The organism is Pseudazoarcus sp. NS20 (assembly GCF_059703745.1).
The window spans coordinates 330,716-354,306 of the sequence record NZ_BAAKIY010000004.1; the positions used below are offsets into that span (position 1 = coordinate 330,716).

21 protein-coding genes and 2 tRNA genes are annotated in these 23,591 nt (G+C 64.5%); 19 read left to right on the forward strand and 4 right to left on the reverse strand.

Features of this window, described 5'->3' with window-relative positions; translation table 11 throughout:
- Positions 1-8: 8 nt before the first annotated feature.
- The 4 genes from serS (at position 9) to AC6H0W_RS13365 (ending at position 2,294) form a co-directional block, all read left to right on the forward strand.
- Positions 9-1,292: a serine--tRNA ligase gene (serS, locus tag AC6H0W_RS13350; RefSeq protein WP_497577674.1), complete on the forward strand. Its 1,284-nt coding sequence runs from the start codon at positions 9-11 to the stop codon at positions 1,290-1,292.
- 93 nt (positions 1,293-1,385) lie between these two features.
- Positions 1,386-1,478: transfer RNA gene (locus tag AC6H0W_RS13355), tRNA-Ser, on the forward strand.
- A 50-nt stretch (positions 1,479-1,528) separates the two neighbouring features.
- Positions 1,529-1,605, forward strand: a tRNA-Arg gene (locus tag AC6H0W_RS13360).
- Between the two features lie 71 nt (positions 1,606-1,676).
- The gene (locus AC6H0W_RS13365) at positions 1,677-2,294 is read left to right on the forward strand and encodes a trimeric intracellular cation channel family protein (protein ID WP_497577675.1); all 618 of its coding nucleotides are present in this window, start codon (positions 1,677-1,679) and stop codon (positions 2,292-2,294) included.
- Here AC6H0W_RS13365 and AC6H0W_RS13370 read toward each other — a convergent pair.
- Positions 2,291-3,070, reverse strand: coding sequence for a TSUP family transporter (locus tag AC6H0W_RS13370; protein WP_497577676.1), 780 nt, complete (start codon positions 3,068-3,070; stop codon positions 2,291-2,293). The genes AC6H0W_RS13365 and AC6H0W_RS13370 overlap by 4 nt on opposite strands.
- A gap of 103 nt (positions 3,071-3,173) precedes the next feature.
- Between AC6H0W_RS13370 and AC6H0W_RS13375 the strand changes: the two genes are divergently transcribed.
- The 3 genes from AC6H0W_RS13375 to AC6H0W_RS13385 all read left to right on the forward strand — a co-directional run bounded on the left by AC6H0W_RS13375 (position 3,174) and on the right by AC6H0W_RS13385 (position 7,958).
- Complete coding sequence (locus AC6H0W_RS13375) at positions 3,174-3,707, forward strand: glutathione peroxidase (RefSeq protein WP_497577677.1); 534 nt, start codon at positions 3,174-3,176, stop codon at positions 3,705-3,707.
- Between the two features lie 73 nt (positions 3,708-3,780).
- On the forward strand, positions 3,781-4,929 hold the full coding sequence (locus AC6H0W_RS13380) for an exonuclease SbcCD subunit D (protein WP_497577678.1): 1,149 nt from the start codon (positions 3,781-3,783) through the stop codon (positions 4,927-4,929).
- On the forward strand, positions 4,926-7,958 hold the full coding sequence (locus tag AC6H0W_RS13385; protein ID WP_497577679.1) for an AAA family ATPase: 3,033 nt from the start codon (positions 4,926-4,928) through the stop codon (positions 7,956-7,958). Before AC6H0W_RS13380 ends, AC6H0W_RS13385 begins: the two co-directional genes overlap by 4 nt.
- Positions 7,959-8,015: 57 nt before the next feature.
- On the opposite strand, the gene AC6H0W_RS13390 is transcribed toward AC6H0W_RS13385, so the two are convergent.
- Positions 8,016-8,708, reverse strand: a complete 693-nt coding sequence (locus AC6H0W_RS13390) for a CBS domain-containing protein (protein WP_497577680.1) — start codon at positions 8,706-8,708, stop codon at positions 8,016-8,018.
- A gap of 355 nt (positions 8,709-9,063) precedes the next feature.
- Here AC6H0W_RS13390 and AC6H0W_RS13395 point away from each other — a divergent pair, with 355 nt between their 5' ends.
- The 7 genes from AC6H0W_RS13395 to AC6H0W_RS13425 all read left to right on the forward strand — a co-directional run bounded on the left by AC6H0W_RS13395 (position 9,064) and on the right by AC6H0W_RS13425 (position 14,762).
- Positions 9,064-9,324: a hypothetical protein gene (locus AC6H0W_RS13395; RefSeq protein WP_497577681.1), complete on the forward strand. Its 261-nt coding sequence runs from the start codon at positions 9,064-9,066 to the stop codon at positions 9,322-9,324.
- Positions 9,325-9,504: 180 nt separating this feature from the next.
- Entirely contained in the window at positions 9,505-11,499 is a 1,995-nt protein-coding gene (siaA, locus tag AC6H0W_RS13400) for a biofilm regulation protein phosphatase SiaA (protein WP_497577682.1), read from the forward strand.
- A gap of 10 nt (positions 11,500-11,509) precedes the next feature.
- Positions 11,510-12,052: a biofilm regulation protein kinase SiaB gene (gene siaB, locus AC6H0W_RS13405; protein ID WP_497577683.1), complete on the forward strand. Its 543-nt coding sequence runs from the start codon at positions 11,510-11,512 to the stop codon at positions 12,050-12,052.
- Positions 12,053-12,078: 26 nt separating this feature from the next.
- Positions 12,079-12,459, forward strand: coding sequence for a biofilm regulation phosphoprotein SiaC (siaC, locus tag AC6H0W_RS13410; RefSeq protein ID WP_497577684.1), 381 nt, complete (start codon positions 12,079-12,081; stop codon positions 12,457-12,459).
- A complete protein-coding gene (siaD, locus tag AC6H0W_RS13415) occupies positions 12,452-13,258 on the forward strand; it encodes a biofilm regulation diguanylate cyclase SiaD (protein WP_497577685.1) in 807 nt (268 codons plus the stop codon). Before siaC ends, siaD begins: the two co-directional genes overlap by 8 nt.
- A 66-nt stretch (positions 13,259-13,324) precedes the next feature.
- Positions 13,325-13,999, forward strand: coding sequence for a hypothetical protein (locus AC6H0W_RS13420; RefSeq protein WP_497577686.1), 675 nt, complete (start codon positions 13,325-13,327; stop codon positions 13,997-13,999).
- A 4-nt stretch (positions 14,000-14,003) separates the two neighbouring features.
- Complete coding sequence (locus AC6H0W_RS13425; protein ID WP_497577687.1) at positions 14,004-14,762, forward strand: PIG-L deacetylase family protein; 759 nt, start codon at positions 14,004-14,006, stop codon at positions 14,760-14,762.
- Positions 14,763-14,784: 22 nt separating this feature from the next.
- Here AC6H0W_RS13425 and AC6H0W_RS13430 read toward each other — a convergent pair whose 3' ends face one another.
- Together AC6H0W_RS13430 and AC6H0W_RS13435 are read right to left on the reverse strand one after the other, a co-directional pair.
- The gene (locus AC6H0W_RS13430) at positions 14,785-15,105 is read right to left on the reverse strand and encodes a hypothetical protein (protein ID WP_497577688.1); all 321 of its coding nucleotides are present in this window, start codon (positions 15,103-15,105) and stop codon (positions 14,785-14,787) included.
- Between the two features lie 128 nt (positions 15,106-15,233).
- Positions 15,234-16,433, reverse strand: a complete 1,200-nt coding sequence (locus AC6H0W_RS13435; RefSeq protein ID WP_497577689.1) for a lytic murein transglycosylase — start codon at positions 16,431-16,433, stop codon at positions 15,234-15,236.
- Positions 16,434-16,557: 124 nt separating this feature from the next.
- Here AC6H0W_RS13435 and AC6H0W_RS13440 point away from each other — a divergent pair, with 124 nt between their 5' ends.
- Genes AC6H0W_RS13440 through AC6H0W_RS13460 form a run of 5 tightly spaced genes read left to right on the forward strand, consistent with a single transcriptional unit; the run spans position 16,558 to position 23,591 of the window.
- Positions 16,558-18,429, forward strand: a complete 1,872-nt coding sequence (locus AC6H0W_RS13440; RefSeq protein ID WP_497577690.1) for a peptide-binding protein — start codon at positions 16,558-16,560, stop codon at positions 18,427-18,429.
- Positions 18,430-18,436: 7 nt separating this feature from the next.
- The gene (locus AC6H0W_RS13445) at positions 18,437-19,819 is read left to right on the forward strand and encodes an ABC transporter permease (protein WP_497577691.1); all 1,383 of its coding nucleotides are present in this window, start codon (positions 18,437-18,439) and stop codon (positions 19,817-19,819) included.
- Positions 19,812-21,014, forward strand: a complete 1,203-nt coding sequence (locus AC6H0W_RS13450) for an ABC transporter permease (RefSeq protein WP_497577692.1) — start codon at positions 19,812-19,814, stop codon at positions 21,012-21,014. Before AC6H0W_RS13445 ends, AC6H0W_RS13450 begins: the two co-directional genes overlap by 8 nt.
- A complete protein-coding gene (locus AC6H0W_RS13455) occupies positions 21,011-22,645 on the forward strand; it encodes an ABC transporter ATP-binding protein (RefSeq protein ID WP_497577693.1) in 1,635 nt (544 codons plus the stop codon). Before AC6H0W_RS13450 ends, AC6H0W_RS13455 begins: the two co-directional genes overlap by 4 nt.
- Positions 22,646-22,655: 10 nt before the next feature.
- The gene (locus AC6H0W_RS13460; RefSeq protein ID WP_497577694.1) at positions 22,656-23,591 is read left to right on the forward strand and encodes an AEC family transporter; all 936 of its coding nucleotides are present in this window, start codon (positions 22,656-22,658) and stop codon (positions 23,589-23,591) included.

Below are 23,591 nucleotides of genomic sequence, written 5' to 3' on the forward strand. Positions count from 1 at the left end.
GATTCCCGATGATCGACATTCAGCTACTTCGCAATCAGATCGATACCGTTACCGCCGCCCTGGCGCGCCGTGGCTTCACTTTCGATCCGTCCGAGTTCCTGTCGCTCGAGGCCGAGCGCAAGGCTTTGCAGACGCGCACGCAGGATCTTCAGGCCAAACGCAACACGCTGTCCAAGCAGATCGGCATGCTCAAGAGCAAAGGTGAAGACGCTTCCGCCGTGATGGCTGAAGTGGGCGGTCTGGGCGACGAGCTCAAAGCCAGCGAGCTGCAGTTGGGCGCCTTGCTGCCGCGCCTCGAGGCCATCGTCGCCGGCTTGCCGAACCTGCCGGATGCCGCCGTGCCCGATGGCAAGGATGAAACCGGCAACGTCGAGGTTTCCCGCGTCGGTGCGCCGCGCGAATTCGATTTCGAGCCGCTCGATCACGTTGATGTCGGCGCGCGCTTGGGGCTGGATTTCGAGGCCGCGACCAAGATCACCGGCTCGCGCTTCGCCGTCATGCGCGGCCCGCTTGCGCGCCTGCATCGTGCGCTCGCGCAGTTCATGCTCGACACCCATACGCAAGAGCACGGCTACACCGAAGCCTACGTGCCGTACCTGGTCAACGAAGCCTCGATGTTCGGAACGGGCCAACTGCCCAAGTTCGAGGAAGACCTGTTCTCCGTGCCGCGCGGCGAGGGCGAGCGCAACTTCCTGATCCCGACCTCCGAAGTGCCGCTGACCAACCTCGTGCGCGGAGAAATCCTGCCCGCCGACACGCTGCCGATCAAGCTCACCGGCCACACGCCGTGCTTCCGCTCGGAAGCCGGCAGCTACGGTCGCGACACGCGCGGCATGATCCGCCAGCATCAGTTCGACAAGGTCGAGCTCGTGCGCATCGAACACCCGGAAAGTTCGGACGCCGCGCTCGAAGAGCTGACCGCCCACGCCGAGACCATCCTGCAAAAGCTCGGCCTGCCGTACCGCAAGATGTTGCTGTGCGCCGGTGACATGGGTTTTGGCGCGCGCCGCACCTACGACCTCGAAGTCTGGCTGCCGGCGCAGAATACCTACCGTGAGATTTCCTCGTGCTCCAACTGCGGTGATTTCCAGGCCCGCCGCATGCAGGCCCGCGTGCGCGGCGCCGACGGCAAGAACGTGCTGGTGCATACCCTCAACGGCTCCGGCCTGGCGGTGGGGCGCACGCTGGTCGCCGTGCTGGAGAACTACCAGCAGGCCGACGGCAGCGTCCTCGTGCCGCCCGCGCTGGTGCCGTGGATGGGCGGCGTCGAGGTTTTGCAGCCTGCAAGCTGAATTCCTGCAGATTTATGCTCGGCGGGGTTTGTCCGTCGAAAAAGTTATGCGTATAATTCGCGCTCTTCGACGGTTTGAGCTCCGTCGAAGACTGGAGAGGTACCGAAGTGGTCATAACGGCGCCGACTCGAAATCGGATGGTCAGGGAAACTTGGCACGTGGGTTCGAATCCCACCCTCTCCGCCAAAAAGCTTGACGAAATGATTTGGGGTGCTAAAATCCCGCTTCTTTTCAGCGCGCTCGTAGCTCAGTTGGATAGAGTACCTGGCTACGAACCAGGGGGTCGTGGGTTCGAATCCTGCCGAGCGCGCCACAGAATCAAACAAAAACGCCACCTCAAAAAGGTGGCGTTTTTGTTTTTGGCGATCTGCTATTGTCCCGCGCATGGATCTCGTGCTGATTCTCCACGTCGTCGCGCTTGCAGCCGTTGCGGTGAATGCCGCTTCGGGCGTGCTGGAGGCCGGGCGCAAACCTTTCGATCTGTTCGGTATGGTGGTGGTGGCGCTTGCGGCGGCTTTGGGTGGCGGGTCGTTGCGCGACGTGCTGCTCGACCGCGATGTGTTCTGGATCGCCGATCCGTCGTATCTGATTGCCGCCATCGTTGCCGGGCTGGCGACGTTTGCGCTGGTGCGCTTGGTGCGCCTTCCAGCACGCTTGTTCCTCTTGCCCGACGCGGTGGGTCTGGCCTTGTTCACGGTCAGTGGCACGCAAGCGGCCCTGGCGATGGGGGCGCATTGGCTGGTGGCCAGCCTGATGGGCGTCATCACTGGCGTGTTCGGCGGCATCTTGCGTGACATGTTGTGCAACGAGGTGCCCTTGGTTTTTTCGGGCGAACTGTATGCAACGGCCTCATGGGCGGGCGCCTTGCTGCTCGTGGGCTTGATTGCACTGGGAGTGTCGGCCGGCTGGGCGGCCTTGGCGGGCGGCTCGCTTGTGCTGGTGATTCGTCTGGCGGCAATCGCCTTCAAATGGCGTTTGCCGGTGTTCGTGGCACGGCCCTAGTTCGGGCTCCAGAAGATCCCCACCAGACTGACGGCGATCAGCACGACACCCAGCACGCGGAAAAACAGCGGTGTCTCGGCGGCGACGATGTGGCGGTGAAAACGCTCGCCGAACAGGTGGCCGATCCAGGCGCAGGGCAGCAGCCAAAGGTGATGGATGAGGTGCAGGTCGACGCCGGCAATCAGGAACGACGCCATCTTGATCACCACCAGAATGAACCACAGCACGAACAGCGTATCGCGCAGCTGATGCTTGGCCACGTGCGAGGCATACACGGCGGCGATCAGCGGGGCGCCGATCAGCGACGCGCCGCTGGCATAGCCGCCAAGCGACAGCAGCACGAAGTCGAGCTTGCGGCCTTTGCTGCGGATCGGCTTGTTGAGCACGTAGCCGATGGCGTAGCCGATGACGATGGTGAAGATGATGGTGCTCATCACGCGCGGCGGCAGCGTGAGCAGGCCCAGCACGCCGATCAGCTTGGGCACGATCATCACTTTCAGAGACCACTTCAGGTACGGCCAGTCGATGTTGCTGGCGGAGGGATCGCTGCTGGCAAGGTGACGCGTGGCACGATGCCCCTTCCAGGCGATGAGGCTCGAGAAGATGAGCAGGTGCACCGCGATCAGCGGCAGAAACACCAGCGGGTCGTTGAGTACCAGAAGCAGAAAGGGCAGGGCGAGTGCCGCGCCGCCGAAGCCCAACCCGGAGCGCACGAAGCCGCTCCACACGAAGATCAGCCCGATGAGGGCGTACTGATACCAGAGAAGATCAGCCATGGTGCAATGCGGCAATGGCACGAAAGCGATGAAGAGTGGTCGAAGCCCCTGAGTTTGTCAAAGCCTGGCCCGTCATGCGGGCCGTTCACCGGAGATGTGCACCATGAAAGTAGGAAACTGGATGCTAGCCGCAGCGCTGGCGGGCGTAGCCTCGCTGGCAACGGCCGCAGACGCATTGCTCGGGCACGAGATGCGTCGCCTGCATTCGAGCGAGAACGTGAATCTCGAGCAATACGCCGGCCAGCCCTTGCTGATCGTAAACACCGCGAGCCATTGCGGTTTCACCCGGCAGTTCGAGGGGCTGGAGGCGCTGCACAAGCAGTACGCGCCCAAAGGGCTGAAAGTGCTCGGCTTCTCTTCGGACGATTTCAAGCAGGAAGCCAAGGATGAGGCCAAGGCCGCCGAGGTGTGTTTCGTGAACTTCGGCGTGACCTTCGACATGTTCGCCACCATCCCGGTCAAGGGCAGCGGCGCTCACCCCTTGTTCCGCGAGTTGGCGCGCCAGTCGGGTGAGCAGCCCAAGTGGAATTTCCACAAGTACGTGGTGGATCGCTCCGGTCGCGTCGTGGCGGTGTTCCCCAGTGCGGTGGAGCCGGATTCACGCGAACTTCGCGAGGCCATCGAGCGCGTTCTGTAATCGGCGCGCCGCGCGGCTTGCGTGCGGCGCGCCTTGCTTCCATCATCGGGGTCGATTCTCCGGAGACCCCGTCTTGCGATTCCTTCACACCGCCGACTGGCATCTCGGGCGGCTCTTTCATGGCCGCTCGCTGATCGACGATCAGGCCCACGTGCTCGAACAGTTCGTGGCCGCGGTGCGCGAAACCCGGCCGGACGCCGTGCTGATTGCCGGCGACATCTACGACCGTGCCGTGCCGCCCGCCGAGGCGGTCAATCTGCTCGATGACACGCTTTCGCGCATCGTGCTCGGTGAAGGCGTGCCGACCATCGTCATTGCCGGCAACCACGACAGCCCCGACCGCCTCGGCTTCGGGGCGCGCCTGCTGGCGGCGCACGGGCTGACCATCGTCGGACGCGTGGATGCACCGCGCGCCAGCGTGCGCTTCGCCGATGCGTGGGGCGAGGTGGTGGTGCATGCATTGCCGTATGCCGAGCCAGCCGTGGTGCGTGATGCCCTGTCGATGCCGATCGTGGGGCATGACGCCGCCTTGGCGGCCTTGCTTGAGCGTGTGCGTGCCGAGCACCCGACGGGCGCCCGCTCGGTGGTGGTGGCGCATGCCTTCGTGGCGGGCGCCAGCGAGAGCGAATCCGAGCGGCCGTTGTCGGTGGGCGGCAGCGGCGCGGTGGATGCCGGGCTGTTCTCCGGCTTCGATTACGTGGCGCTGGGGCACCTGCATCGGCCACAGCGCGCCGGCGCCGACCACGTGCGTTACGCCGGCTCGCTGATGAAGTATTCCCTCTCCGAGGCCGACCACACCAAAAGCATTTCGCTGGTGGAAATCGGCGCACCGGGGGCGCTCCGCATCGAGCCCATCACGCTTGCGCCGCGTCGTGATCTGCGACGCGTCAGCGGCACGCTGGCCGAGGTGATCGCCCAGGCGGGTGCGGGCGGCTCACGCGAGGATTACGTGTTCGCCAGCCTCAGTGATCGAGGTGCTTTGCTCGACCCGATGGCGAAGCTGCGTGAGGTCTATCCGAATGTGCTCGGCTGCGAGCGCACCGTGTTGAACCAGCGCGGCGGAGGGCGCGAAGCCACCACGCCCGCCCGCGAGCTGGATTCGCGAGCGCTGTTTGCCGATTTCTTCCGCGAGGTCGCGGGTAGCGAGCTTGAGCCGCCACAGGCGGCCGCACTGGATGACGCGCTGGAAGCCTTGGCGCGTGCCGAGCGGGAGCTGCCATGAAGCCCTTGCAACTGCGCATGCAGGCCTTCGGGCCATTCGCCGGCAGCGAGCGCATCGACTTCACAGAGCTCGGCGAGCGCGCACTCTTTCTCATCCACGGGCCCACGGGGGCGGGCAAGACCACCTTGCTCGACGCCATCTGCTTCGCCCTGTACGGCGACACCTCGGGCGGTGAGCGCGAAGCCAAGGCGATGCGCAGCGATCACGCTGCCGCCGCGTTGGCAACCGAGATCGAACTCGAGTTCGCCTTGGGTGCCGAGCGCTACCGCGTCGTGCGTGCGCCGGCGCAATCACGCCCCAAGCTGCGTGGCGAGGGCTTTCGTGACGTCACACCGACAGCGCAACTCGACCGCTGGGTGAGCGGCGACTGGAAAAGCCTGGCGTCGCAACCGCAGAAAGTCACCGAGGCCGTGCGCGGGCTGCTGGGCTTTGACAGCGCGCAGTTCCGTCAGGTCATCGTGTTGCCGCAGGGGCGATTTCGCGAGCTGCTGACGGCGCGTTCGGACGAGCGTGAAGCCATCTTGCAGACGTTGTTTCGCACCGAGCGCTTTCGTGCCCTGAGCGACGAATTCAAACGCCGTGCGCGCGAGCTCGAAGACGTCGGCAAAACCAACCGCATTCAGCGCGAGGCGCTGCTGCGCAGCGCCGGGCACGACAGCCTTGAAAGCCTACGCGAGGCACGCGCTGCGCTCGAAGGCGATCTTGCGCAACTCAAGCCGAAAGAGGTGGCTGCGCGCGAAGCGGAAGCTCATGCACGACGGGCGCTGGACAGCGGTCGCGCCGCGGCGCAAGCGCTGCACGATCTGGTGCAGGCCAATGCTGCGGTTGCCGGACAGGCAAAGAACGCCGAGGTGATCGACGCTTTGCGCCGTACGCTGGCTGCGGGGCGCACGGCGGCAAGTTTGCGGCCGCTGGACGAGGCGCGTGCCACGGCAGCGCGCATTCGCGATGAAGCGGTCAGGCGCCAGCGTGTGGCCGTTGATGCCCTGCAGCACGCGACCGTCGCGCAGCGCGAGGCGCTTGTGCAATTGGAGCGCGAGACAGCGCGTGTTCCTCACAAAGATGCTCTGATAAAGGAGCTGAACGCCCTGCAGGCCCTTGAGCCGCGCGTGAATGCGCTGGCGCAGGCGCTGGAGCGTCACGCAGGCCTCGTCCGCCGGTTGAGCGAGCAAGATGCCGGGCAAGGCAAAGGCGAGGCGGCTCTGAAAGCCCTGCGCGAGACACGCGATGCCGCGCGCAACGAGCGCGAGCAACTGTTGGAGACCGCCAATCGGCTCGAGATCGTGCAGCACCAGATCGACGCTGCGGTGAAGCGTGAGCAGCATCTGCAGCGCCTGCGACAGGCTCGTGCTCAGTTCGAGGGCGCGCAGGTGCAACTGGCGAAGGCCGATGCAACTCTGCGCAGCGCCCAGACCGAACTCGCCGCCGCGCAGCATGCACAGGACGAAGTCGAACATGCTTGGTTGGCAGCGCAGGCCGGCCAATTGGCGGCAGCGCTGTCTCATGCAGAAGCCTGTCCGGTGTGTGGCAGCACCGATCACCCTGCGCCCGCGCAACTTGCGCCGGGCAGTGTGACCGAGGCCGACATCCGCACGGCTCGCGAGACCGTGGGCCGCGCGATGCGGGCGCGTGATGCGGCTCAGTTGCGGCGTCACGAGGCAGACAAGCGCGCCGAAGGCGTTCGCGGCCTGATCGCCGAGCTTGAACAGCAGGCAAGCGAAGGTGGGGAGGGCGATATCGATATGGCCGCCCTGCAGCAGCAGTTGTTGGCCGCCAAGGCCGCCAGACAGCGTCTTGAAGAGCTGGCGCAGCGTTTGCCCGAGTTGGAGCAGCGCATTCTCGCAGCCGAGGAGGCGGCCCAGCAGGCAAGCACCGTGCGTGAGGGGCTGGCGCGTGAGCTGGCCACGCTGGACGCCGAAATCAAGCTGTATCGCGAGGATGTGCCCGAGGCGCTGCGGGCGCCTGCGGCGTTGCAGGCGGAAATCGCCCGTGTCGAGCACCAGCGTGCGGCGCTTGAAGAAGCCTTCAGGCGCGCCGATAGCGAAGCCCGCAACGCGGCTCAGCGCTTTGCCGCGGCGCAGGCCGACGCGCAGGCCGCCGAAAGTGAGCTGGGCCGAGCTTCGCGTGCTGCTGAAGAGGCCGCTCGTCAGTTGGCAAGCGCGATTGCCGACAGCGGCTTTGCGGACGAAGCTGCCTGGCGCGATGCTCTGCAGAGCGCCGCGACGCTGGCCGAAAGCGAAGCCCGTATTCGTGAATACGATGAGGCGCGCATTGCCGCGGATGCGCGCTTGAAGCAGGCGCGCAGTGCAGCCGAAGGGCTCGCGCAGCCTGATCTTGCGGCCCTCGAGAGCGCCGCGGCGGAGGCGGCCAAGTCACTGGAGCACGCCTTGCTGGCGGTTCAGGAAGCCGTGCGCAAGCTAGCCGATGCCGATCGCCTGTCGGCTGAGCTTGGCAAACTGGCGGCGGAAGCTGGTGAGGTCGAGCAGCGCTACCAGGTGTTGGGGCGGCTGGCGGAGGTGTCGGCCGGCGGCAATCCGCTGCGCATGACCTTCCAGCGCTTCGTGCTGGCCACCTTGCTGGACGAAGTGCTGGAGGCCGCCTCGCTGCGCCTCACGCGCATGAGCCGTGGCCGTTTCGAGTTGCGCCGCTTGCGTGGTGTGATCGACCAGCGCAGTGCCGGTGGTCTGGAGCTTGAGGTGTTCGATCATTACACCGGTACCTGCCGGCCGGCCAGCACGCTGTCGGGCGGCGAAGGCTTCCTGGCGTCGCTGTCGCTGGCCTTGGGTTTGGCCGATGTGGTGCAGTCGCGCTCGGGTGGCATCCAGATGGAAACGCTCTTCATCGACGAAGGCTTTGGCACGCTTGATCCGGAAAGCCTCGACTTCGCCCTGCGTACCCTGATCGACCTGCAGCAGGGTGGCCGCATGGTGGGCGTGATCTCTCACGTGGCCGAGTTGCGCGAGCGCATGGATGTGCGCCTGGAAGTGGTGGCAGGCGCCGCGGGCAGCTCGCTGCGCATCGTCAAATGACGCACCAATGTAAACGGCCGCCCGAAGGCGGCCGTGGCTTGCTCGTGTGAAGGGCGATCAGTAGGGGCCGATCACCGTCGGCGCCACGCCCAGGTTGTTATGCACCGCGACCACGCCCGGCGTGCCTTCGGCCGCGATGGCGGCACCGCGCTTCTGCGCTTCGGTCTCGACCAGGCCCCACAGCGTGACCACGCCGTTCACCACCACGACGTTGGTGGTGTTGCCGGAGATGCCCAGCTTGACGTCGATTTCCTTCACGATGTGGCTGCGGATGGTCGAATCATCCGCAACGCCGGCACGGGTGTCGGCCTGCATGGTCGAAAAGCCCTGCAGCAGGTTGGAGCGGCTGACGATGCCGACCAATCGGCCGTCGGACACCACCGGCACGCGCTTGATGTGGTTCTTTTCGAGGGTCTGCGCGATCTTGTACAGCGGGGTGTCCTCGCTGATGGTGATCGGGTCGCGCGTCATCACGTCTTCGGCGCGACGGCCATGTGACTTGACGTAGGAATCCGCGTCGTTGGTGGCGGAGAACAAGGCTGTGAGCCACCACGAATCACGGCGCTCGGTGCGGTTTTCGACACGGCGCATCAAGTCACCTTCACTGACCATGCCGATGACGCGGCCACTGCCGTCGACCACCGGAACGGCGCTGATGCGGTTCTTGATCATCAGATCGACGATCGCGCGCACCTCGGTTTGCGGCGTAGCGGTAATGACGTTGCGAGTCATGATTTCTGCTGCGTGCATGTCTGTCTCCTTTGATTTGGTTTTTATGAAGCCGGTACAGCGTTGCGGCCGACTTCCGATGTGTATTCTAGACAGCGCCAGAAACACGTCATCCGTCATATCCGTTTCAGTCACGAGTGCATGGTACGCCTGCTTTTTATGGGCAATTTGAGGTAGGTCAAATCCTCTGCAGTTCGTTGTCGTGGGGTGGTGCGCTGGACCGGTGGTCGGGCTTCTGATACCGTGCGGCTTCCCATTTGGGGCCGGCAGCATCGGCTCCAACTTAGCAAGCAGCGAGGCCAAGACGGCCGCATTTTTCAAACTGTTACCCGTTCCGCCGTGATGCATTCATGGCGGTTTCAGCAAGGAATTCCTCATGGATGTCGCCAAAGTCCGCTGCCTCGTTTCTCGGGGCGGTTCAATGGTCGGGATGTTCACGCTCGACATGATCAGTTTCGCCGGCGGTTATTACATCGTTTTCGAGTGGGAAGACATGCCCGACGGCAACCGTCGCCCGCTGTACATGGCACCGGTCGACGCACGCTTCCTGCAGGAGCTGCCGGAAGGTGAAGAGAGCGATGAGAAGGTCACGCACCAGTACCGCATTTCGGTCGAAGATCCGCGCCCATACTCTTGAGCGACGTGGTTCCGCAAGACTCGACGGGCGCCGCGTGGCGCCCGTTTTTTTTGTCTCTCTGAGGCCGGCTGAAGGCCGGAAGCGCTGTGCTAAAATCCGCGGCCATATATACAGCCGCGGCGTCCCCGCCGGGCAATCTGGCCAGGCCTGAGCAGGTCTGTTACCCGGGAGAGTGGTGGCATGGGAGCACTGGTGGTCGGGTTGCGGGCGAAATCCATGGTCGCGCTGCTCTTTGCCTGCCTGCTGGCATTGATTCCGGCCGTCGTGGTCGGTTGGCAACTGCTCGACGGCGTGCGCAGCCATTTCGGCGAAGCCTACGCACGCAATTTCACCCAGCTCAACCTGCAGAAAATCGTTGCGCCTGTCACGCGCGATCTGGCGCTGGCTACCCGTCTGGCAGGCTCGGTGCTGTCGCGCGAATGGGTGCTCGACGAGGACAACCCGGAGTCCAAGCGCCGCTTCTTCGAGGAAGCCGAAGGCTATCGTGCCGATTTCAGCAGTCATTCGTATTTTTTCGCCAGCGCCCTGAGCGGCAAGTATTACTACAACGACGAGCCGGGGCCGTGGAGCGATGAGCCGCGCTACGTGCTGGATCGGGCGGCCGCCAAGGACGCCTGGTTCTACAACACCATGGCGGGCGACGAGTCGTTCAACATCAACGTCAATCCGGATGAAGCGTTGGGCACCACGCGCGTGTGGCTCAACGCGGTGGTCACGGATGGCGAGCGGCGCATTGGTCTGGCCGGTACCGGTCTCGATCTGGGTGAGTTCATCCGCGCTTTTGTGTCGGTGACCGAGCCAGGCGTTACGCCGGTGATCCTCGACGAAGGCGGCGCCATCCAGGCGCACCCTGATGCATCGCTGATCGCCTACGGCTCGGCCGCGGGGGTGGAAGACGCCGGCGGTGGCCTGAGCCGCCTGTTCGCCCTGGAGCAGGATCGACGCGCCATGCGCGAAGCCATGGCGCGCGCCGAGCAATCCCCCGAAAGCGTGCAGACCCTGCGCGCTGAACTCGACGGGCACGAGCAGCTGTTGGCGGTGGCCTACGCGCCGGAACTGCGTTGGCACATCGTCACCGCGGTCGATCTGAACGTGGCAGAAGTGCTCGAGGGTGGATGGGTGCGCAGCGTGCTGATCGGCATGGCCGTGGTGGTATTGCTGCTGCTGGGGTTGTCAGCGTGGGCGGTGGATCGCATCGTGCTCGAGCCCTTGCGCGGCTTGCGCCGTTCCGCCACCGAAATTGCGCGCGGGCGCTACGAGGTGTCGCTGCCAGCGGCTTCGTCGGACGAGATCGGGGATCTCAGCCGGGCCTTCGACAGCATGGCCAATCAGGTGCGCACGCATACCACGCAACTCGAGAGTGAAGTGCGTGACCGCACCGCCGAACTTGAGCGCAGCAACCGCGAGATGGAAGCTGCCCACCGCCAGATTCGTGCCTCCATCGACTACGCCAGCGTGATTCAGCGCGCCACCTTGCCGGATCGCCAGATTTCGCAAGTGCTCGGTGACGACCACTTCGTGCTGTGGCGTCCGCGTGATGTGGTGGGAGGAGACTTCTACGTGTTCCGCGCCGAGGGTGAGCGCTGCCTTGTCGGTGTGGTGGACTGCGCCGGCCATGGCGTGCCGGGGGCGCTGATGACCATGCTGGCGCGTACTGCCATCGACTTGGCCATCGAGCACGAGGGGATTGATTCGCCTGCGGCGATCCTGCGGCATACCGACGACGCAATGCGTACCCTGTTGGCTGATTTCGATCTGCCCAAAGGCATCGCCACCAATATGGACGTCGGGCTTGTCAGCGTCGATCGAGCCACCAGGCGCATGCGTTTTTCCGGCGCCAAGATATCGTTGTACTGGAGCGACGGCGTCGAGCAGGGCGAGGTCAGTGGTCACAGGCGGGCGATCGGCGATCGGCGTCGTGGCGAGTATGAGGATTCTGAGTTGGGGCTTACACCGAATACCAGCTATTACCTTGCCACCGACGGTTTTCTGGATCAGTCTGGCGGGGAGCGTGGCTTCGGATTCGGCAACACGCGTTTTGCCGAACTGCTGCGGGATATGGCGAAGCTGCCGATGGCCGAGCAGGCTCAAGCACTGGATCGGGAGCTTGAGGCGTATCGCGGCGAGTTTCCGCAGCGCGACGACATCACGATACTATCTTTCCGTCTGGACTGAACGAGTTGCCATGAACGCCATCGACCTGTTCGACCTGCGTGACCAATTCACGCGCCGCCGCATCCTGCTGTGCTTCAATGGTCCGATCTCGCACGGGCTCATTGAAGAGCTCGGCAACGCCTTGCGCAACTACCTCACCGCCGAGCAAGTGCAGCCCTCTGCCGTGATGGACGTATTCGGCGTGTATATCGAATTGACACAGAATATTCGGCATTACTGCAAATCACGCGGCTACGATGAAAATGAAAGCTCCGTGACGGTGGTGGTTGCGCGTGAAGAAGATGGCCGTTACGCCGTTCAGGCCGGCAATCAGGTCGAGCGGTGCGATGGCGAGGCACTGGTCGGGCGCATCGGCGAGCTTGCCGGAATGGACAAGGCCGAGTTGAAAGCGGCCTATAAAGAACAACTGCGCAAACCGCGCGAAGCCGGCGCACTTTCCGGGGCCGGGCTGGGCTTGATCGACATTGCTCGAAAATCCACTCAGCCGTTGGCCGTGACCTTGTCCGATCTGGATGAAAACCGGGTGTTCTGCAGCTTGCGCGCAGTGATCTGAATGGAACGCGAAGGAAAACGCTGAAGATGAACGAGCTGAGTATCGAAGCCACACAATCCACGCCTTCTGTGGAGGGACAGTGGGACGCCGGTATCCTGGCGCTGGGTGGTGATTCGTTTCCGGAGAACTCCTACGAGTTCTTCGGCGTGGTGATTGACTGGATCGAGCGTTATCTCGCTGGCTCCGGCCGCCCTCTGCGACTTGAGCTGCGCTTGATGTACATGAACACCAGTTCGGTGAAAGCCATGATGGACATTTTCGACATGCTCGAAGATGCCCACCGCGGCGGGCGCGAGGTGGCGGTGCAGTGGCACCATGACCCACAAAATGAACGAGTGGCCGATCTCGCAGCCGAATTCCGCGAGGACTGCACCTTCCCGTTCGAGATCGAAAAGGATGATGTCTGACGTTGTCGTTCCCCTGAATCAGGATGAGCGCGAGCTGATTTCGCTTGCGTGTGCCTTGCTTGATGATCCCGCGCAGGCCGCCAACCCGATGCGTCCGGTGATGCTTGGCCTGCTGGCCCGCAACGAAGAGTTGCGCGGCCGCCTGGAAAAGCTCGTCCGCATTTCGGATGGCTATCACAACGTCTCACGCACCCAGAATCTGGACCTGATCCGCGAGTACGACCGCCAGATCGTGCGGCTCGAAAAGCTTGCACGCATCTCCGACCGCTATCAGAGTCAGTTGTTGCATCTGAACGAAGAGCTCAAGGCAATGACCTTGCGCGACCCGCTTACCGGCATCGGCAATCGTCGCTACATGACCGAGCGTCTGCGTGAGGAAGTCGAACGTGCCAGTCGCGTCGGCGCCGGGTTTGCCCTCGCGGTGCTTGATATCGACCATTTCAAGAACGTCAACGACACCTACGGCCACGAGGTAGGCGACGAAGTGTTGTGTCGTGTCGCACACGTTGTGCGCTCAACCTTGCGTGACTACGACGTATTTGCACGCTGGGGGGGTGAAGAGTTTGTCATCGCCTTGCCGGAATCAGGCTTGCATACGGCCATTACGGTATGCGAGCGCGTGCGTGAAGCTGTGGCGGACGCTCGTGTGGAGCAGGGCGGCATCGGCATCTCGGTGACCATCAGCTTCGGTCTCACCGAGCACCGCTCCGGAGAGTCGCCGTCGGAAACCATCAACCGCGCCGACGCGGCCTTGCGCAAGGCCAAGGTGGCAGGTCGCAACCGGCTTGAAACGGTCTGATCAAATCGGGGTTTGCAGTGCGGTCGTGATGGGGCATAGTGCCACCGTCATGGAGAGCCGCCTAAAATGAAATCACCCGCCGTCCACGTGAAATTGGCTTTTGATTTTCAGCTTTCCATTCCGCAGGAAATGAGCGAATTGCCGGCTGAGGCTTTGCAGCAATCGCTCACCAAAGCGCTCGGCGCCATGGTGCTGCAGGGCTTGCCGACCATCGCTGCCAAGCAATTGGCTGCTTCAGGTGTGTCCATCGAGCGTCATTCGCACACCATCACGCTGGACGTCGAGGCGGCCCCTGCCGCCCTTGAGCGTGAGACGCTTCTTCGTGCCGCCCCTCACCTCACCGACGACGAGTTGCGCCGTCTGGCTGGGCGTTTGCAAGGGCCTTTGCCGGACAAGCCGGATGAGCGCAACAAGCTCGTACGCCGTCAGGCGCTGGCGCTCGCCAACGAATTTCGCCTGGTTTCCGGCACGGTGCATGCCGTGCTGACTTCCGAGCAGCCGGGCGAGCTCGAAGCCACGCTGAATCTCACCAACGGCAGCGTGATGATCGAACCGCATGACCGTCAGAAGCGCTTGCTGCCCGGTCAGTCCGAAGTCGTCTTTGCGCCGCGTGGAGCCGACGTGAAGCTGAAGGCAGCCTACGCTGGTCACACCATCAGCGGACCGGTGATCGAGATGTCGATTGACGAAATTGCCAGTCAGCGCGACGTGCTGATTGGCCTGTGGCAACAGGCGGGCTGAGCGCATGTCGGGAGTTTTGCAGCTACTGGACGCGGTGCTGAGTGAAAAGCGTCCGCTGTGTCTGAACACCTTGCAGTTGCCGCGAGACGGCGTGCTGGCGGTGCTCGCGCCTCATCCCGATGATTTCGATGCCATCGCCGTGACGATGAACGAATTCGCGCGCAACGGTTGGCAGGTGCACGTGGCGGTGTTGACGACCGGGGCTTCGGGAGTGGAGGACGGCTATCGTGGTGCAAGCACCATCGCTGCCAAGGCCGCCTTGCGTGAGGTGGAGCAGCGTGCGAGCTGTGCCGCTTTCGGTTTGCCGCCCGACCATCTGCGTTTTCTGCGTCTGGCGGAGGACGAGCGCGGACATCAGCTCGAAGACGAGACCAATCGCCAGCGCGTTGCCGATTTTCTTGCCGAGGTTCGGCCGCAGTGCGTGTTCATGCCGCACGGCAACGACAGCAATACCGCGCATCAGCGCACGTGGTCGATCTTCGAGCACATTGCCCGGCGCGATGCGCTGTCGGTGTGGGCGTGGCTCAACCGTGACGCAAAGACACTGGGCATGCGGGATGATCTCTACACCATGCTGGGTGCCGAAGAGGCGGAATGGAAAGCGCGACTGCTGCGCCTGCATGACTCACAGCAGTCGCGCAATCTGCGCACGCGCGGCCATGGCTTCGATACGCGCGTGCTGGAGGTGAATCGAGCGGCCGCCATAGAGGCGGGTTTCGACGGGGTGCTGGTGGAGGCTTTCGAGCTTCAGCGCCTGGGCTGAGCGGGGCAATCCGCCCCGGGGCTCAATTGCGTCGTTCGTGTTCTTCTTCGTGCACTTCGCGAATGACTTCACCCTCGATCACGTCGCCGTTGGCCGCTTGCTGCCGACGACGCATTTCCTGAAAGCGCGGGTCTTGCTCCATCTGCTTGCGCAGCGCGCGCATGCGCCACCACAGCCAGCCCCAGATCACCGCACCGACGGCGACTGCAATGGCGAAGACCACCACCGAAAACATCAGCGCAACGGCCGTCAGGGCCACGGCCAGAATGACGCCTACCACGCGGGCAAAAATGCCGGGCGGCTTGCCAGACAATGTGTTGCGGCTGCGGGGGTCGTATTGCATGAACAAACTCCGAAATGGGCGGGGCTGCCGATGCTGCGCGTCAGGCGCAGGGTTTCAAGGGCAGACAGACCAGCAACTGGGGGCAGTTTGCCCGATTGCAAGCCTTGCCCCTGGGGCTGGCCCCGCGTTCAAGGTTTGGCATTGCGCAGCGCTTCAAGCAGCTTGCGCCCTGCGCGCCCGTCGGCCTCAAGGCCTAGTTCGGGCTGAATGCTTTGTATGACGCGGCGGGTGTTGGTGCCGATCATGCCGTCCACGCCGCCGATGTCATGCCCCATGGCGATGAGCAATTCCTGCACTTCACGGCGCTCGGCACGTGACAGGCCCGGGTCGTCGGTGGGCCACGAGGTGACGAAGGGGCTGCCGCCGCTGCCGCCGCGGATGCGGTCAGCCAGGTGTGCAATGGCCAGCGCATAGCTCTCGGCCGCGTTGTACGAAAAGATCGCGTCGAAGTTGCGCATCACCAGAAACGTCGGGCCCTCCGCGCCGGCAGGCAGCAGCAGGCCGGCCTGGGGCGCACCGCCCGGCAGCGACGAGCCATCGACCTTGCGCAGGCCGAGCCGGCTCCATTCGTCCATGGCCTGCTTGTTACGGCGGCCTGCATTGGAGGTGTCGAGGCCCTTGGGCAGTTTTACTTCGAAGCCCCAGGTCTGGCCGGTTTGCCAGTTCGAGCGGGACAGGTAGTTGGCGGTGGAGGCCAACGCGTCAGGGACATTGCCCATCAGGTCGCGGCGGCCGTCGCCGTCGAAATCCACTGCGATACGGTTGAACGTCGAGGGCATGAACTGCGTGTGGCCGAAGGCGCCGGCCCACGAGCCCTTGAAGTCTTCGGCATTGATGTGGCCGTCTTCGACGATTTTCAGCGCGTGGAACAACTCGCCGCGGAAGAAGGTCTGGCGCCGCCCGATGCATGACAGGGTGGCCAGCGAGCGGATCACCGGGCGCGTGCCGAAGCTGCCGCCATAGTTGCTCTCGACGCCCCATACAGCCACCACCACCGCAGGGTCGACGCCATAATCGCCTTCGATCTGCGCCAGTTCAGCGCTCCATTTTTGCAGCATTGCACGGCCTTCGATCACGCGCTCTTCGTCTACCAGGCCGGCCATGTAGTCCCAGATCGGGGTGGAGAACTCGGGCTGGCGGTCGAGCAGGGCGATGACGTCCATGTCGGGCTCAAGCGCGCCGGTGTGGCGGTCGAAGGTGGCCGTGGTGATGCCGCGTTTGCCTGATTCGGCACGCAGTTCGCCAAGGCAGTTGCGAAAGGACTCATCGGCCTGGGCGGCAGGCAGGGCAGCCAGCAGGGCCGCGGCGAGAAGGCTGTGACGGAGCATGAGCAGATCTGTGCGAAGTCGGGCTGAAGAGGCCTCGATGGTACGCCAGATGCGGGTTCCGGCGCGCGGCACGAATTGGGTTAAAGTTTGTCCGAGACACACTTCGAGGCTTCGGGCAGACGGCATGAAGAACGCAACGGGTACGGGTCGCTGGGTGATGTGGGTCGGTTTCGGCCTGATCGTCGCGCTGTTGGTCTTGGTGATGATCCAGGTGGATCGGCAGTGGCAGCGCATGGGTGACATGACGCGCGTGATGCAGGAGCAGGCGGAAGACATCCGGCGCACGCGCGGCTTGTTGCGCGAGCTTGAGCAAAGCGTGCGCACGGCCGATTTCCGTGGTGCGCCGGGCGATTCAGCCAGCACGAGCCAGCCCGCAGCGGATGCGTTTGCCCGCGCCCGTCGTGCGGCGGGCGACCCGGAATACGCGACGGGCGACTGGCTGATGATGGCCTTCGGTACCGGTCTGAGCACCATCACACCGCTGGTGTCGTCCGATGCGTATGCGTCCGAAGTGCAGAACTACGTGCTCGAATCCTTGCTGTCGCGCGACCCGGATACGCTCGAGTGGCAGGGGCTGATTGCGCAGGACTGGACTATCGCCCCCGATGGCATGAGCATCACCTTCCGCCTCAAACGTGACGTGTCCTTCTCCGACGGCACGCCGCTGACGGCGCGCGACGTTGCGTTCTCCTTCGAGTTCGTGATGACCGAGGCGATTGCCGCGCCGCGTTCGCGTGCCTATTACGCCAAGATCGAGAGCGTGACCGCCGTGGATGACTACACGGTGGAGTTCGTGTTCGCCGAGCCGTATTTCAACAGCCTGTCTTTGGCGGGCGGCATGGCCATCATGCCGGAGCATTTCTACCGTCGCTTTCTGGATGAGCCGCGCCGCTTCAACGAGAGCCGTGGGCTGCTGCTGGGTTCAGGTCCCTACCGGCTGGCCGACCCCGAGAGCTGGACGCCCGATCAGGGGCGCATCGAGCTCGAGCGTAACCCGCGCTACTGGGGGGCGGTGGATGGCTCGTTCGACCGCATCGTGTGGCGCGTCATTGAGAACGACAGCGCGCGCCTGACGACCTTCCGCAACGGCGACATCGATCTGTACCTGGCTCGCCCGCGCGAGTATCAGCAACTGCTCGATGACAAGGGCTTGAACGAGCGCACGCAGCATTTCGAGTACATGAGCCCGACTGCCGGCTACAGCTACATTGCGTGGAACCAGCAGCGCGGCGGCAAGGACACGCGCTTTGCCGACCCGCGCGTGCGCTTGGCGATGAGCTACCTCACCGACGTGAATCGCGTCATCGAAGAGGTGTTCCTGGGCTATGCCGAGCCGGCGCTTAGCCCGTTCAGCCCGCGTTCGAAGCAGCATGACCCGCTGCTCACGCCGGTGCCGCATGACATCGAGCGCGCCAAGGTGCTGCTGGCCGAGGCCGGTTATACCGATCGCAACGGCGACGGCATTCTCGAGGACGCCGACGGCAAGCCCTTCGAGTTCGAACTGACCTTCTTCCAGGACAGCGAAGACACGCGCCGCATGGTGCTCTTCCTGCGTGATCTGTATGCGCGCTCGGGCATCGTCATGAAGCCGCGCCCCACCGAATGGTCGGTGATGCTCGACAACCTCAACCGCAAGGATTTCGATGCCATCACCTTGGGTTGGACCTCGGGTGTCGAGACTGACATCTTCCAGATTTTCCATTCGAGCCAGATCGTCGATGGTGGTGACAATTTCATCAACTATCGCAACCCCGAACTCGACCGACTGATCGACGCCGCCCGTGCGGAGGTGGATGAAACGCGCCGCATGGGCTTGTGGCGCCAGGCAGAGAACCTGTTGGTGCAGGATCAGCCCTACACCTTCCTGTTCCGCCGCAGCACCCTGGCTTTCATCGACGGGCGCATCGACGGGCTGGACAACACGGCATTGGGGCTCAACCTGACGGCGGTGCCGGTCGAGATTTGGGTGCCCTCCGCCAAGCAGCGGCGCAGGTAAGCCCGGCATGCTGAATTACCTGCTGCGCCGCGCGCTGCTGATGGTGCCGACCCTGCTCGGCATCACCTTGGTGGTGTTTGCCGTGATGGCGCTTGCGCCCGGGGGCCTCACCGCGCAGTCGCTGATCGACGGCAACAATCTCGAGCCCGAAGCGCGCAAGGCGCTGGAGGACTACTACAACAAGCTCTACGGGCTTGATCAGCCTGCGCCCGTGCAGTATCTGCGCTGGCTCAACAACATTTCGCCGATCGGTTTCGAGCGTGAGGCCGACGGCTCGCTGGGCGCGTTTTCGCTCACCAAAGGGCCGGATCTGGGCGTCAGCTTCCGCTACGGCCGCCCGGTGACCGATCTGCTGGCCGAACGTCTGCCGATCACGCTGCTGCTCAACCTGTTGTCGATTCCGCTGATCTACGCCGCGTCCATTGCCATCGGCGTGCAGGCGGCACGCACGCGTGGCGGACGTTTCGACGTCGGCTCCAACGTGGCCTTGCTAGGCCTGTGGTCGGTGCCGACCATGCTGGCGGGCGTGTTGTTCATCGGCTTCTTCGCTTCAGAGCAGCATTGGCGCTGGTTTCCAACGGGCGGACTGGTGCGGCGCGAGGCGGTCGATCAGACCTTCCTGCCGTGGCTCGCCAGTGGCTCGGATGTATTGCTGATGCTGTTGTTCGTGGTGCTGGCCACGGCTTTGCTGGTGTGGGGCGTTGCGGTGGCGGCGCAGCGGCCGCGGCAGATCGGCGGTGCGGTGATGGGTGTGGTGCTGGGCTACGCCATGGCGGCCGACGTGGCCGGCTGGGCGCCGGGCCTGCTGCATGTGTTTCTGGCGCTGACCGGCGGGGTGTTGTTCGGCGCGCTGGCGGGTATTCCGGGTACGGCACTGCGCATTGCGCTGGCGGGCTGTGTAGGACTGGTGGTAGGCGTGATGATTGCGCGCGCTGCCGGAGCACAGGTGGTGCAGTCGGGCTACCTGTTCGACCGCGCCTGGCATCTGGTGCTGCCGGTGGTCGCCTTGTCGTACGGCAGTCTGGCGTTTCTCGCCAAGCTCACGCGCGCATCCCTGCTTGAAAACCTTGCCGCCGATTACGCGCGCACCGCGCGCGCCAAGGGCGTGGATGAAGAGACGGTGCTGTGGCGTCATGTCTTCCGCAATTCGCTGTTGCCCTTGATCACGGTGTCTGCATCGTTGCTGCCGAGCCTGCTGGCCGGCTCGGTGATCGTCGAGAGCCTGTTCTCCATCGACGGCATGGGCAAGCTGGCCATCGAGGCGGTGCAGACGCGCGACCGCGAGCTGGTGTTGTCGGTGACGCTGATTTCCGGCTTGCTGACATTGGCCGGGTATCTGCTGGCCGACATTGCCTACGCCATTGCCGACCCGCGGGTGAGTTATGACTGAGCCCGCCGTGCCCGTCGTGAAGGCCTCGCGCCCGTGGTCCGCGCAGGTGATGGCTGCGTTGCTGGTGCGCACCAGCGCCCGTATCGGCATCGCCTGGATTGGCTTTCTGGCGCTGGTGGCGGCGTTTGCGCCGTTCATCGCCAACAGCCACCCGCTGATGCTGGTGGTCGAGGGGCAGACCAGCTTTCCGGCTTTCCGTCATCTGGATGCGACCGACATCACCTGGTTGTCCGGCTTGCTGCTGGCGTTGGTGGCGTGGCGTGTGCGTGGCCCGGCGTTCCTCCGCTTTGCGGGCTGGTTTGCCGCGGTGGCGGCGGTAGGCGTGGTGGCATGGGCCACGGTTGCGCCGCCGTCTTTGGTGATCTACGAGCAATACCGCGAGCTGGAGGCCAGCGGTCGGGTCGAGGTGGTGGTGCGCACGCCGATTCCGTATTCCGCCAAGGACTACCTGCGTGACTTCGGCGACACCGGCATCGAGGCGCCGTTTGCAGCCACCGATGGCCGTTCGCACTGGTTCGGCACGGAAGACAACGGCGCGGACGTGGCCTCGCGCATGATCCACGCCTCGCGCATTGCGCTGGGCATCGGTTTCATCGCCACCGGCATCGCGCTGGTCATCGGCACCATCATCGGCGGGCTGATGGGATATTTCTCGGGCGTGGTCGACATCATCGGCATGCGCCTGGTGGAGATCTTCGAGGCCATCCCCACGCTGTTTCTGCTGCTCACCTTCGTGGCCTTCTTCGGCCGCTCGATCTACATGATGATGATCATCATCGGCATCACCTCGTGGTCGGGCTACGCACGTTACGTGCGCGCTGAATTCCTGCGCCTGCGCCAGCAGGATTTCGTGCAGGCGGCGATTGCCAGCGGCCTGCCGCTGCCGTCCATCCTGTTCCGTCACATGCTGCCCAACGGTGTGGCGCCCTTGCTGGTGGCGGCGAGCTTCGGCGTAGCCTCGGCGATTCTGGCGGAGACAACGCTGTCGTTCCTCGGCCTCGGGCTGGTGGATGACCCGTCGTGGGGGCAACTGCTCAATCAGGCCGTGCAGTCGTCCAACTTCAACTGGTGGCTGGCGGTGTTCCCCGGCGGGGCGATCTTCCTGACGGTGTTCGCCTACAACCTGGTGGGCGAGGCCCTGCGCGACGCGGTCGACCCGCACACGCAGCGCGCCGCGGGCGGAGGGCAGGCATGAAGCTGCTCGAAATCCGCGACCTCGTCACCGAACTGTCCGACGGCCGGCAGTGGATGCGCGCCGTCGACGGCGTGAGCCTCGAGATCCGGCGCGGCGAAACCTTCTGTCTGGTGGGCGAGTCCGGTAGCGGCAAGTCGGTGACGGCCCTGTCGGTGATGGGCTTGCTGCCGCATGCACGCCATCGTCACCCGGGCGGCGAGATTCATCTGTTCGACGAGAGCGAAGCGGGCGTGGCCTTGCTCGGCGCAGGGGACACTGTGCTCACCGGCGTGCGCGGCGGGCGCATCGGCATGATCTTCCAGGAGCCGATGACCTCGCTCAACCCGGTGATGACCATCGGCGAGCAGCTTGACGAGGTGCTGCAACTGCACCGCCCCGAGCTCGATGCCGCAGCGCGGCGCGAGCGCATCCGTGCAGCACTCGAAGAGGTGCGCATTCCCGATGCGGCCAGCCGCATGCGTGAGTATCCGCATCGCCTGTCCGGCGGCCAGCGCCAGCGCGTGATGATCGCCATGGCGCTGATCTGCGAGCCGGCACTGCTGATCGCCGACGAGCCAACCACCGCGCTGGACGTGACCGTGCAGGCGGAGATCCTGCGCCTGATGCGCGAGCTGCAGCAGCGTCGCGGCATGGGCATGTTGTTCATCACGCATGATTTCGGCGTGGTGGCGCGCATTGCCGACACGGTAGGGGTGATGCGCCGTGGCAAGCTGGTGGAGTGCGGTGCGGTCAGTGAAGTGCTGCGCAATCCAACCCATGAATACACGCAGAGCCTGATCGCCTCGCTGCCCGAGCGCCTGCCGCGCCTCGCGCGTCAGCAGGCCGCGCCTCAGCCCTTGGTCGAGGTGCGTGATCTGGCCGTGCACTTTCCGGTGCGCCGCGGCTTGCTGCGGCGCGTGGTCGATCAATTCCGCGCAGTCGACGGCGTCAGCCTCGATGTGCACCCCGGTGAAGTGGTGGCGCTGGTGGGCGAGTCCGGCTGTGGCAAGACCACGCTGGGCCGCGCACTGCTGCGCCTGACCGAGCCCACGGCGGGCACCCTCGCGCTCGAAGGGCAAGACATCACCCATCTCAAGGGCGACGCCATGCGGCATCTGCGCCGCCGCATGCAGGTGGTGTTCCAGGACCCCGGCTCCAGCCTGAATCCGCGTTTGCCGATTGCCACCACCCTGATCGAGCCCATGCGTGTGCATGGCGTGGGCGCAAACGACGACGAGCGCCGCGCCCGCGCAGCCGCCTTGCTCGAGCGCGTCGAGATGCCTGCCGACAGCCTGTGGCGCTACCCGCACGAGTTCTCCGGCGGCCAGCGTCAGCGTCTGGCAATTGCCCGCGCGCTGGTGCTCGAGCCGCGCTTCATCCTGTGCGACGAGATCACCTCTGCGCTCGACGTGTCCGTGCAGGCCGGCATCCTCAAGCTGCTGCGCCGGCTGGTCGATGAAGAGGGTCTGGGCATGCTGTTCATCACCCACAACATGGGCGTGGTGGAATACCTCTCCGACCGCATGGCGGTGATGCACGCTGGCAAGCTGGTCGAGAGCGGCCGCACCGCAGAAGTGCTGGCCGCGCCGCAGCACGAGTACACGCGCAAGCTGCTGTCGGCCGTGCCGCGGCTCGACAGCATCGCGGCCTGAGAGGGCACGCATGGACATCATCTTCGGAATCATCCTGCCGATCTTCGGCACGCTCGGCATCGGTTATGCCGCGGCACGCTTCGGCGCCTTCGACGAGGCGGCCAATCGCGGGCTGTCGGTGTTCGTGTTCAACTTCGCCATTCCGCTCATGCTGTTCCGCTCGATCGCGCAGACCGAGCTGCCGGACAGCATGCCGTGGGGCTATCTGATCTCGTATTTCGGCGGCGCCTTTGTGGTGTTCGGCGGCGCGATGCTGGTGGGGCGGCATTTCTTCGGGCGCGGGCTGGACGAGCAGGGCGTGCTCGGTCTGGGCGGAAGCTTCTCCAACACTGCGATGCTCGGCATTCCGCTGGTGATCACGGCCTACGGGCCGGACGCGGCCTTGCCTTTGTTCGCGCTCATCGCGTGCCACAGTCTGGTGCTGCTGCCGCCCACCACGATGCTGATCGAGGCGGCGCGCGGGGAGGGGCAGAGCGTCGGCACGCTGCTATGGACATTGTTCAAGGGCGTGGCCGCCACGCCGATCATCTGGGGTTTGTCGGCCGGGCTGGTGTTCGCGATGGTGGGTATTCCGCTGCCGGGGCCCGTGGATTCGATTGCCAGGGGCATCGGCGCGGCCGCTGCGCCGTGTGCCTTGTTTGCGTTGGGGGCGTCACTCACGCGCTACACGCTGTCGGGCAACCTGAGCGAGCCGATGGCGCTGGTGGTGCTGAAAACGCTGGTCCACCCGCTGCTGGTGTGGCTGCTGGCGCGCTATGTTTTCGATGTGCCGGAGCTGTGGACTGTGGTGGCAGTGACGCTGGCGGCCTTGCCGGCCGGCGTCACCCCGTACCTGTTTGCGCAGCGCTATCAGGTGTGTCTGTCGAGCACGGCGTCGGCGGTGTTTCTGTCGACGCTGTTTTCGGTGTTGAGTCTGTCGGCGCTGCTGTTCGTGTTGCGGCCCTGA

What these genes read in the sequence shown, in the direction of transcription:
- siaA (WP_497577682.1), top strand. Translation starts at nt 9,505, where the DNA reads ATGGGAGCACTGGTGGTCGGGTTGCGGGCGAAATCCATGGTCGCGCTG.
- AC6H0W_RS13375 (WP_497577677.1), top strand. Translation starts at nt 3,174, where the DNA reads ATGAAAGTAGGAAACTGGATGCTAGCCGCAGCGCTGGCGGGCGTAGCC.
- AC6H0W_RS13460 (WP_497577694.1), top strand. Translation starts at nt 22,656, where the DNA reads ATGGACATCATCTTCGGAATCATCCTGCCGATCTTCGGCACGCTCGGC.
- AC6H0W_RS13440 (WP_497577690.1), top strand. Translation starts at nt 16,558, where the DNA reads ATGAAGAACGCAACGGGTACGGGTCGCTGGGTGATGTGGGTCGGTTTC.
- AC6H0W_RS13390 (WP_497577680.1), bottom strand. Translation starts at nt 8,708, where the DNA reads ATGCACGCAGCAGAAATCATGACTCGCAACGTCATTACCGCTACGCCG.
- AC6H0W_RS13450 (WP_497577692.1), top strand. Translation starts at nt 19,812, where the DNA reads ATGACTGAGCCCGCCGTGCCCGTCGTGAAGGCCTCGCGCCCGTGGTCC.
- siaB (WP_497577683.1), top strand. Translation starts at nt 11,510, where the DNA reads ATGAACGCCATCGACCTGTTCGACCTGCGTGACCAATTCACGCGCCGC.
- AC6H0W_RS13425 (WP_497577687.1), top strand. Translation starts at nt 14,004, where the DNA reads ATGTCGGGAGTTTTGCAGCTACTGGACGCGGTGCTGAGTGAAAAGCGT.
- AC6H0W_RS13435 (WP_497577689.1), bottom strand. Translation starts at nt 16,433, where the DNA reads ATGCTCCGTCACAGCCTTCTCGCCGCGGCCCTGCTGGCTGCCCTGCCT.
- AC6H0W_RS13365 (WP_497577675.1), top strand. Translation starts at nt 1,677, where the DNA reads ATGGATCTCGTGCTGATTCTCCACGTCGTCGCGCTTGCAGCCGTTGCG.
- AC6H0W_RS13395 (WP_497577681.1), top strand. Translation starts at nt 9,064, where the DNA reads ATGGATGTCGCCAAAGTCCGCTGCCTCGTTTCTCGGGGCGGTTCAATG.
- serS (WP_497577674.1), top strand. Translation starts at nt 9, where the DNA reads ATGATCGACATTCAGCTACTTCGCAATCAGATCGATACCGTTACCGCC.
- siaC (WP_497577684.1), top strand. Translation starts at nt 12,079, where the DNA reads ATGAACGAGCTGAGTATCGAAGCCACACAATCCACGCCTTCTGTGGAG.
- AC6H0W_RS13455 (WP_497577693.1), top strand. Translation starts at nt 21,011, where the DNA reads ATGAAGCTGCTCGAAATCCGCGACCTCGTCACCGAACTGTCCGACGGC.
- AC6H0W_RS13420 (WP_497577686.1), top strand. Translation starts at nt 13,325, where the DNA reads ATGAAATCACCCGCCGTCCACGTGAAATTGGCTTTTGATTTTCAGCTT.
- AC6H0W_RS13430 (WP_497577688.1), bottom strand. Translation starts at nt 15,105, where the DNA reads ATGCAATACGACCCCCGCAGCCGCAACACATTGTCTGGCAAGCCGCCC.
- AC6H0W_RS13445 (WP_497577691.1), top strand. Translation starts at nt 18,437, where the DNA reads ATGCTGAATTACCTGCTGCGCCGCGCGCTGCTGATGGTGCCGACCCTG.
- AC6H0W_RS13370 (WP_497577676.1), bottom strand. Translation starts at nt 3,070, where the DNA reads ATGGCTGATCTTCTCTGGTATCAGTACGCCCTCATCGGGCTGATCTTC.
- siaD (WP_497577685.1), top strand. Translation starts at nt 12,452, where the DNA reads ATGTCTGACGTTGTCGTTCCCCTGAATCAGGATGAGCGCGAGCTGATT.
- AC6H0W_RS13385 (WP_497577679.1), top strand. Translation starts at nt 4,926, where the DNA reads ATGAAGCCCTTGCAACTGCGCATGCAGGCCTTCGGGCCATTCGCCGGC.